The organism is Falsiroseomonas oryzae, from assembly GCF_027856955.1.
Lineage (GTDB): Bacteria > Pseudomonadota > Alphaproteobacteria > Acetobacterales > Acetobacteraceae > Falsiroseomonas > Falsiroseomonas oryzae.
In genome coordinates, this window is record NZ_JAPSMD010000578.1 from 1 (window position 1) to 2,730 (window position 2,730).

General features: G+C 75.5%; 4 protein-coding genes. All 4 read left to right on the forward strand.

Annotated features, from left to right (window positions below; translation table 11 throughout):
- A partial coding sequence (locus OZN99_RS29105) for an Ldh family oxidoreductase (protein ID WP_270938711.1) occupies window positions 1-798 on the forward strand: 798 nt, incomplete at its 5' end.
- Complete coding sequence (locus tag OZN99_RS29110) at window positions 795-1,568, forward strand: TrmH family RNA methyltransferase (RefSeq protein WP_270938712.1); 774 nt, start codon at window positions 795-797, stop codon at window positions 1,566-1,568. The genes OZN99_RS29105 and OZN99_RS29110, both read left to right, overlap by 4 nt.
- 25 nt (window positions 1,569-1,593) lie before the next feature.
- The gene (locus tag OZN99_RS29115; protein WP_270938713.1) at window positions 1,594-2,586 is read left to right on the forward strand and encodes a Bug family tripartite tricarboxylate transporter substrate binding protein; all 993 of its coding nucleotides are present in this window, start codon (window positions 1,594-1,596) and stop codon (window positions 2,584-2,586) included.
- Window positions 2,587-2,616: 30 nt separating this feature from the next.
- Window positions 2,617-2,730: NAD(P)-binding protein (locus OZN99_RS33595; RefSeq protein WP_408611971.1), on the forward strand; the 114-nt coding region annotated here is incomplete at its 3' end.

Sequence of the window (2,730 nt, forward strand, 5' to 3'; positions counted from 1 at the left end):
GGCGGCGCGGTGCTGGTGGATGCGCGGCACGGCCTCGCCTATCCCGCCGTCGCGCTCGCCGTGGAGGAGGCCGCGGCGCGCGCCCTGGCGCATGGCGTCGCCTTCGCCGGCATCACCAACAGCCACCACAGCGGCGCGATGGGCCTGCCGGTCGCCGCGCTGGCGCGCCGCGGGCTGGTGGCGCTGGCCTTCACCAACTCGCCTGCCGCGATGCCCGTGCCGGGCGGGCGGCGCGCGCTGATGGGCACCAACCCCGTCGCCGCCGCCTTCCCACGGCGCGACCAGGACCCGCTCGTCATCGACATGGCGCTGAGCGAGGTGGCGCGCGGAAAGATCATGGTCGCCGCGAAGGAGGGGAAGCCAATCCCGCCGGGCTGGGCACTCGACGCGGAGGGCAACCCGACCACCGATCCCAAGGCCGCGCTGTCCGGCGCGATGCTCGCCATGGGCGGCACCAAGGGCGCGCTGCTGGCGCTGATCGTCGAATTGCTGTGCTGCGCCCTGACCGGCGCCGCCTTCGGCTTCGAGGCCGACAGCTTCTTCGAGGAGGAGGGCAACCGCCCGCGCCTCGGCCAGGCCATCCTGGCGATCGACCCCGGCGCGCTGGCCGGGCGCGACGCCTTCCTGGACCGGCTGGACTTCCTGCTCGCCGCCATGCTGGCCGATCCCGGCGTGCGCCTGCCCGGCAGCCGCCGTGCCACCCTGGCCGCCCGCGCCGCGCGCGAGGGGATCGAGGTGCCCGATGCCCTGGCCGCCACGTTGCGCCGCCTCGCCGCCCCCTCTACCCCGGGCGGATGAGCGGCACCCCACCACCGGCCACGCGCCCGCCCGACACCGACCGCATCGCCGGTCCTGCCGCCGTCGCGGCGCTCTTCGCCACCCGGCCCGACGCGGTGCTGCGCCTGTTCTACGTCGCCGCGCGGCGGCGGGAGGCCGGGCCGCTCTGCAAGCTGATGGCGGCCGCGCGCAAGCCCTACCGCGAGGTCCCGCCCGACGAGCTCGCCCGCATCGCCGGCACCGCGCATCACGGCGGCATCGTCGCGGTGGCGGTGGCGCGCGAGGTGCCGGAGCTTGGCGCACCCTTCCCGCCCGCGCTGCTCGCAGCACGTGTGCTGCCGGTGCTCGATGCCGTCGGCAACCCGCACAACCTCGGCGCGATCGCGCGCAGCGCCGCGTTCTTCGGCTGCGCCGGCCTGCTGCTCTCGGGCGATGCGCGGCAGGCCGGGCTGTCGGACGCCGCCTACCGCACCGCGGAAGGCGGGCTGGAGCACCTGGCGCTGCACCGCGTGCCCAACCTGCCCGTCGCGCTGCGCGCCATGGCGCCGCGCTTCACCACCGTGGCTGCGGTGGCGCGCGGCGGCGTGCCGCCCGAAGCCCTGCCGCGCGGCAAGCCCTTCGCCCTGGTGCTGGGCAACGAGGAGGAGGGGCCGACGCCCGCCGCCGCGGCGGCCTGCGCACATCGTGTGACGTTGAAGGGCTCCGGGCGGGTGGAGAGCCTGAACGTCTCGGTCGCTGCCGCCGTTCTCCTCCACGCGCTGGACAGCCTGCCGGCCGACGCCTCAGGCTGACGCGGAACAACGCGGGAGACTGCCGATGATCGGACGCCGTGGCCTGATGGCCGCCGGGGGCGCCGTGCTGGCCGCTCCCGCCCTCGCACAGCCGCTCGGCGGCGGGCGGCCGGTGCGCATCGTCGTGCCCTTCCCGCCGGGCGGCGCCATCGACATCCTCGGGCGGCTGCTGGCGGAGCGGCTGCAGGCGGCGCTCGGCCAGACCGTGCTGGTGGAGAACCGCGGCGGCGCCGGCGGCATCATCGGCGCCGATGCGCTGGCCAAGGGCGACCGGGACGGCACGATGCTCGGCATCCTCGGCGTGACCACGCTCTGCGCCTTCCCCTTCATGACCAGCCGCCTGCCCTTCGACCCGCAGCGGGACTTCGCGCCGGTCAGCCAGATCACCGACGGCGCGCTGCTCTGCGTGGTGAACGCCGAGACGGCGCGGCGGCGCGGCTGGCGGGACTTCCGCGACCTGGTGATCTGGAGCCGCGCCCATCCGGAGGAGGTGAAGATGGGCTCCTCCGGCTCCGGCACCTCCAGCCACATCAACATCGAGGCGATCAATGCCGCCGCGCAGGCGAAGATCCTGCACGTGCCCTATCGCGGCGGCGCGCCGGCCATCAACGACCTGCTCGGCGGCACCATCGACATGATGTTCGACGTGATGCCGGCGCTGATGCCGCATGTGGAGGCCGGCCGCTTCCTGGCCTTCGCGGTCAGCAGCAAGGCGCGCCTTTCCATCCTGCCGGAGGTGCCGGGCATGGGCGACTTCGCCGATCTCGGCCTGGGCGAGCACGATGTCGTGACCAGGAACGCCATCATGGCCCCGGGCGGCACGCCGGAGCCGATCGTCGCGCGGCTGCACCAGGCCCTGCTGCAGGTGGCGGCCATGCCCGACTTCGTGGACCGGCTGAAGCCGCTGGGCTACGGCACCGTGACCAGCCCCACCCCGGCCGCGCTGACCGCGCTGGTGGAGCGGGAACGGCCGCGCTGGCAGCGCCTGGTGCAGGTCAGCGGCGCGAGGCTGGAGTGAACCGGCGCCCCGCGCGGGCGTAACGACCCCATGCAGGACGTGGACATCCTGGTGATCGGCGCCGGTGCCGCCGGCATCGCCGCGGCCCGCGCCGCGCAGGCCGCCGGCCGCAGCCTGGGCGTGCTGGAAGCCCGCCCGCGCCTG